We start from the raw sequence: 6,498 nt of genomic DNA on the forward strand, positions 1-6,498 counted from the left end.
TTTTCCTCTTCAAACAATTTTGACAGTTCTTCCGAATAAACCTTCATCTTCTCCTCAAAAGGTGTTTCATCCTCTTCAAGTTTTATCCCAACATACCTCCCAGGCGTTAGAACATAGCCATTCTTTGCTATCTCCTCAATCGTTGCTACCTTTGCAAATCCAAGCTCATTTATCCTTTCTTCTGGTTCACCACTTTCAAACATCCTGAACTTCTCAACTATCTTTGCTATATGCTCATCAGTAAAAATAGCCTGCCTCCTTGAGAGCGGTTTGAACATGTTCTTCGCATATACAAACAAGACCTTTCTTTTCATGTGTTCTGGCTTCGATTTCCTCAAGAACCATAAGGATGCTGGAAGCGAGACCGTGTAGAAGAGCTTAGGAGGGGTTGCTAATATTCCATAAACCAGATCATCCTCAATTATCTTTCTCCTGATTGCTCCTTCTGCACCACCAGCAGATAGAGCACCGTTTGCCATCACAAACCCAGCCTTTCCATCTGGTGCAAGATGATATATGTAATGCTGAATCCAGACAAAATTCGCATTGTTCTCTGGAGGTATTCCATATTTGAATCTCGGGTCTTCTGGCTTAACCCTTTTAGCATCCCATCCGCTATCATTAAAAGGCGGATTTGAGACCACATAATCCGCCCTTAAATCAAAGAACTTATCATCATGATACGAATCCCCTATTCTTATATCCCCTTCAGTCCCTCTTATTGCGAGGTTCATCTTGCACATCTTCCATACAAAATCCTTCGACTCCTGCCCATAGATGGCAAGCGAGGTTGTGTCTATCCCTTCTCTTTCAAGTTTCTCTAATGCAGAGACAAAAAATCCACCGCTTCCACAACCGGGGTCAAAAATCCGCCCTCCTTTTACATCAATAGCCTCAACAATAAGTTTTGTGAGGCACCTTGGAGTGTAAAATTCACCACCCTTTTTGCCTTCCGCCTCTGTAAATTTCCCGAGGAAGTATTCATAGATTCTGCCAAATATATCCTTTCCTCTGTGCTCTAACCCGAACCGAATGGATGAAAAGAGATTGATAAGATAAGCCAGATCGTAATGGTCAAGGTTTATTTTCGTGTATATCTTTGGAATCACATCCTTAAGTTGGTTTGGATGTTCATTCTCAAGAGCTCCGATGTTTTGTCCAGTATCTCCCCTATATTTTGCTGATTCGCATTTTTTATGTAATCCCAACTCGTCTTCTCTGGGACATATAAAGCCCCATTAGCGAGGTAGATGTCCCTATCCTCAGCAACCTGCATCTTAAATTCTTCCGGGTAGCTTTTTGCTTCTCTATTCAATACTTCTTTTCTCTTTTCCTCGAACGCATAAGAGAGATACCTGAGGAATATCAACCCCAAAACAACATATTTATACTCATGGACCTCAACCTTCTTTCTCAATTTATCCGCGGCTTTCCATAGTTTATCTTCAAAAGTTATGTCTTTTTCTTTCATTTTTTACACTCCTACCTCCACTGGCTCGTCACCTAACTTCGGTATAGGTATAGGTATAGGTATGGTAATATCTGCAGTATTGTATTATTAAGGTCATATGACCTCCTCTACATAGCACTTATGTACATACGACATAAAAAGGCATTTTGGAATAAGAGGAGGCGAAATGAATAAATGCAAAAAACGCTCGACCTGATGTTCGTCAATATGGTGGAACAGGGACACGAATGCCCGCCATTTGTATCCAACGCCATATTACGGAAGGGCAGCAGCATACGAAAAAGAGCTGAGAAAGGCAAAGGAAATAGCGATAATTCTTCTTCGAGGTTTATCTTGCTTGATTACTTACTCTTCGCACTCTATAATCTTCTCCAGGCATAAAAGAACCGCTGTAAAGCCGTGAGATTACACAGGACAGCGAAGATAAGCATACTCCAGCCAAGGAAAGAGAAACCGAGAGCTTGGTATGGATACAGCCATGTGAGTATTGTCGCTGCGATTATAAGCAATAACCTGTCCGCTCTGCCGACCATGCCACCATATACCCTGCCGAGACCCACAGCCTGCGCCTGTGTGCCCATATACGATGTCAGGAGTATACCAATAATCGCCAGCAAGCCTATCTCCCAGCTCACGTAGCCACCAAAGATGATACCACAGAGAATAAACATATCAGCATATCGGTCAATCACATGGTCGAGGAAATCCCCCTTTTTGCTCGCAATGCCCGTCTCTCGAGCCAGAACGCCATCAAAGGTATCCAGGAAGGCATTCATGGCTACGAGCACGCCAGCGAATAGCAGCAGCAGGTGATGACCTCTGAGCCCCGCAACAGTGAATAACAGCCCGGCAAGAGCGGCGGAGAATAGAGAAAGTAGCGATAGCGAATTCGGTGAGATGCCAACTGCGGCGATAAGCCCCACTATCTTCCTGGATAACCACCAGTTGTTCACAAAAGAACGCAGTAAGGAGTTAATAACCATTTTTGGTCATATTATCTTATCTGTATTGTGCGCTGTGCAGTGCATCATCTCAGCTTTTTCATCATCTTCAGGGGCATACCCCGCATCATCGGGATTTTACCCCTACCGGAAATAATGCTCTTCATCATCTTTTGCATCATTCGATGATATTTTAATAGCTCGTTAACCTCTGCTTTTGATGTGCCCGAACCTATTGCTATCCGCCTCAACCTCGAACTGTTTATTATCTTCGGCTCATTCCGCTCTTCCTCTGTCATGGAATCCATAATCACCCTGAATTTCTTCAATTTCTCCTCTGTTACCTGGTAAGCGGTATCATCAAGATCTATATCCAGCCCACCAAGTGGTAGCATCTGCATCAATTTCTTGAACGGACCCATCTTTCGCAACATTTCTAACTGCTTATACAGGTCATTCAATGTGAATTTGCCGCCCTTGAATGTCGTTTCCATCTCCTCTGGCTTCAAACTATCTTCCGCCATCTCTATCAGTGACTTTATATCACCCATCCCAAGCATACGGGAGACGAACCTGTCAGGTTCAAATCGTTCGAAGTCATCCATCTTCTCCCCTGTACCAAGGAACGCAATGCCCGAGTTCGTTTCTGCAACGGCGGAGAGTGCACCACCACCTTTCGCTGTACCGTCCATCTTGGTTATAATTATACCGGTGATGCCAATAGCATCATCAAATGCCTTCGCCTGTACCGATGCTTGCTGTCCGATACCGGCATCGAGAACAAGAAGCCGCTGTTCGGGCTTTATCTCTGATTCTATCCTCCTGATCTCCTCTATCATCTCTGATTCGAGCGCATGCCGACCAGCAGTGTCTATTATCTTAATGTCATACCTCTCAAATTCTTCCACTCCTGCCTTTACTATCTCCAGTACGTCAGTTTGCCCACATGATGCAGTATCGAAGAACGGGACATTTATCCTTGCACATAGCTGTTTTAACTGCGCTGACGCCGCGGGTCTATAAATATCGGCACAGATGACCGCGGGTTTCAAGCCCTTCTTCTGGAAATACCGTGCCAGTTTTGCACATGAAGAAGTCTTACCCGAGCCGTGCAAGCCGACCATCATAATCTTCTGCGGTGTCAGAGGTAGTTCTATACCTCTGCCCAGAATCTTCATTAACTCCTCATAGAGTACTTTAATCACATGCTCTCTCGGATTCAGGACAGCTTTCTCCTTCAAAGCGCGGTCCCGCACACGAGTTGAGAGCTCTTTCACCAGAGAAATCTTGACATCCGCCTGTATCAATGCCCGTTGAAGGTCTCGCACAAGTTCATCCACTGTCTGCTTGTCTATCCGCTTTGACATCGCTATCTTCTTGACCGTCTCCTTCAACGAACTGCTTAATTTATCTAACATCTCTACCTCTACTACTCACTCCCCCGCTCCAGCATCGCTTTTATCTTCTTCAACCGCGTGAAATTCTCACGTTCCATCTCTTCCAGCCGCATCCGAATATATTTCCTGGTCGCCTTTAAACTGGGGATCATGATATATTCAAGTGCATTAACGCGTCTCTTTGTCTTCTCCACTTCACCTGCGAGCTTCCGGACCGCCTCTTCCACCTCACCAAGTTTTATTATCAATTGCAAAGCCTCCTCAAAGCTCTTTGCGGATCTATCAAGCGCAGCAGAAGAGTCAAAAAGGCTATAGCCGCGTTCGGTAACATTCCTCACCAGTTCGCCTGAGCGCTCTAAGAGAGGTATTTGCACACCCATTATGCTCCTTGAGGAAGAATCAACGGAGATCGTATGACCGGTCATCAGGGACAGTTGCCTCACCTGCTCGACACCTGATAAAGCCTGAGCGAGGATTAAGAACTCAAAAGCTTCGCTCAACTTCGCTTCCACCTCTTTCCTTATGTCTCGTACCTCACCTACAACATCCAGGAATTCCGCAATCAGAGCATCTCTCTTCTCCCTGAGCAGGTCATGCCCCTTCTCCGCTAACTTCTCCCTGCGGCTCAATCGGAGTAACTCCATACGCGTGGGGCTTACCCCTTCTAATATTTCAGGCATGACTCCTCATCCCCTATCATCGTATCACGTCTCATCTCATCTCCACACTTACCTTCTGCTATTAGCTATTAGCTACTAGCTACTTTCAATGCCCATACCCACACCCTTCTCCACGAGATAGATCCCATCCTGAAAGACTCTGGGGTCATAACCCTTTATCCTCGTCGTCTGTTCTATATTCGCAGCACTCTGTCCTACCGCCTCTTTGTCCACACCCGTCAGTAATATCTCAGAGCCTTTATCCCTTATTTCCACCTTCACACCGTCCATGAGCTTTGCTATCCTTGGTCTCCGCTCGCCCAAGAAATTTGAGATTGATATGCCCTTGCCATCCTTAGTTACCGCCACCTGCATAGGGAAATGAGCATGGACGACCTTCAACCGATAAAAGAAACCATCTTTCACTCCGGTGATCATATTATTGATATGAGAAGCGAATGTCCCGGCAATTGCTTTTAGCTTCTTCCTCGTGTTCTCTGTCCTGATAACCACTTCGTTCATACTCTTATCTATTCCTATCTGCAGCCCGGGGTGCCATAATTCGCGCTCTATTTCCCCCCTTGGTCCTATAACCTTCACTTTTCGCCCCTCTCCCTCTATCACTACATCCACACCTTCGGGGATCTGGATATGGAAATTAATAATACCTTCTTCCTCTCCTGTCATCTTCTCTCACTTCCCACTTATCACTGCCCTTTGCTCTTGAAGGATAGATGTGATTGAGAAGTATATAAATTTGAAAGCTTCTATTCTCTTTCTTGTTGAGCACAGGATGATAAAAAAGTTAAGCGAGATAGAGCGAGAGCGGGGATTCTTCGACCGGAGACATGATCTGAACTCGGTCATGCCCGTTGTGAGAGAGATAATCACGACAGTGAAGAAGCGAGGGGATGATGCATTGCGTGAGTACACCCTTAAGTTCGATTCGGTGCGTCTGGACGAGATAGAAGTGAGCGAAGAGGAGAAAGAAGCGGCGAAAGCGAGTGCGGATAGCGAGCTGAAGTTGTACATCGGGGAGGCTTTGAATCGGATAAGGAATTTCCATCACCGACAGAAGAAGGCGGCATGGGTAGAGAGGTTCGCAGAGGGGGTGTATATCGGTGAGCTGTATCGCCCATTTGAGGTGGTTGGAGCTTATGTCCCGGCAGCTTATTTCAGTACCGCACTGATGTGCGTGACGCCAGCAAAGGTAGCAGGTGTGCGTGATATAATAGTGTGTAGCCCACCGGGCAAGAATGGCAATCTGGAGCCACTTACGCTTTACGCCGCGGAGCTCGCAGGAGCCACCCGGATATTCAAGGTAGGAGGTGCGCAGGCTATTGCTGCTCTCGCTTTCGGGACTGAAAGTATACCCAAGGTGGAGAAGATAGTGGGACCCGGAAACCTGTACGTAACAGCGGCGAAGATGCTTGTTCGTGAATATGTGGAGATAGATTTCCCCGCTGGTCCCTCTGAAGTATTGATTATCGCCGATGCAAGTGCGAATCCGGGCTTCATTGCTGCTGATATGCTTGCACAGGCGGAGCATGGCATCAACTCAAGAGCGGTTCTCATCACCGATTCCAGGCGAATAGCAGAGGAAGTAGAGCGGGAGATAGGTTCAGACTCAAAGAGGGAAACTCAGAATTGGATAATACTCGCGTCCAATATAGAGGAGTGCATAGAATTCGCGAATATGTATGCGCCAGAGCACCTTGCGATAATGGTAAGCAACCCGTTTGAGGTACTTAAGCGAGTAAAGAATGCGGGATCAGTATTCATAGGTGATTACACACCCGTAGCGGCTGGCGATTACGCAACAGGTGCAAATCACGTGCTACCCACTGCGGGCTATGCAAACATATTCTCAGGACTTGATGTTGCGCATTTCATGCATCGGATCACGGTGCAGCATATGGATAAATCTGCTCTGGAACGGCTGAGGGATGTTGTAGTGAGATTATCAAGGGCAGAGGGTATGGAGAGACATGCGCATTCTATTGAGGTCAGATTCCGATGATACAAATTTT

The 6,498-nt window shown here is 46.2% G+C and carries 8 protein-coding genes; 2 read left to right on the plus strand and 6 right to left on the minus strand.

Features of this window, described 5'->3' with window-relative positions:
* On the minus strand, positions 1–1,109 hold a 1,109-nt coding region (locus J7J01_05695), incomplete at its 3' end, for an SAM-dependent methyltransferase (protein ID MCD6210369.1).
* Positions 1,106–1,471: a type I restriction-modification system subunit M N-terminal domain-containing protein gene (locus J7J01_05700; GenBank protein MCD6210370.1), complete on the minus strand. Its 366-nt coding sequence runs from the start codon at positions 1,469–1,471 to the stop codon at positions 1,106–1,108. The genes J7J01_05700 and J7J01_05695, both read right to left, overlap by 4 nt.
* Positions 1,472–1,645: 174 nt before the next feature.
* Here J7J01_05700 and J7J01_05705 point away from each other — a divergent pair, with 174 nt between their 5' ends.
* Positions 1,646–1,852, plus strand: a complete 207-nt coding sequence (locus J7J01_05705; protein ID MCD6210371.1) for a hypothetical protein — start codon at positions 1,646–1,648, stop codon at positions 1,850–1,852.
* On the opposite strand, the gene J7J01_05710 is transcribed toward J7J01_05705, so the two are convergent.
* The 4 genes from J7J01_05710 to J7J01_05725 all read right to left on the minus strand — a co-directional run bounded on the left by J7J01_05710 (position 1,831) and on the right by J7J01_05725 (position 5,155).
* A complete protein-coding gene (locus J7J01_05710; protein MCD6210372.1) occupies positions 1,831–2,454 on the minus strand; it encodes a CDP-alcohol phosphatidyltransferase family protein in 624 nt (207 codons plus the stop codon). The genes J7J01_05705 and J7J01_05710 overlap by 22 nt on opposite strands.
* Positions 2,455–2,498: 44 nt before the next feature.
* Positions 2,499–3,830, minus strand: coding sequence for a signal recognition particle protein (gene ffh / locus J7J01_05715; protein MCD6210373.1), 1,332 nt, complete (start codon positions 3,828–3,830; stop codon positions 2,499–2,501).
* An 11-nt stretch (positions 3,831–3,841) separates the two neighbouring features.
* Positions 3,842–4,489 (minus strand): V-type ATP synthase subunit D, encoded by a 648-nt coding sequence (locus J7J01_05720; protein ID MCD6210374.1) that lies wholly within the window; start codon positions 4,487–4,489, stop codon positions 3,842–3,844.
* A 75-nt stretch (positions 4,490–4,564) separates the two neighbouring features.
* Entirely contained in the window at positions 4,565–5,155 is a 591-nt protein-coding gene (locus tag J7J01_05725) for a 50S ribosomal protein L6 (protein ID MCD6210375.1), read from the minus strand.
* Between the two features lie 49 nt (positions 5,156–5,204).
* Between J7J01_05725 and hisD the strand changes: the two genes are divergently transcribed.
* On the plus strand, positions 5,205–6,488 hold the full coding sequence (hisD, locus tag J7J01_05730) for a histidinol dehydrogenase (protein ID MCD6210376.1): 1,284 nt from the start codon (positions 5,205–5,207) through the stop codon (positions 6,486–6,488).
* Positions 6,489–6,498: the final 10 nt, after the last annotated feature.

The sequence above is a fragment of the Methanophagales archaeon genome (genome assembly GCA_021159465.1).
In the GTDB taxonomy this organism is placed as follows: Archaea; Halobacteriota; Syntropharchaeia; order Alkanophagales; family Methanospirareceae; genus G60ANME1.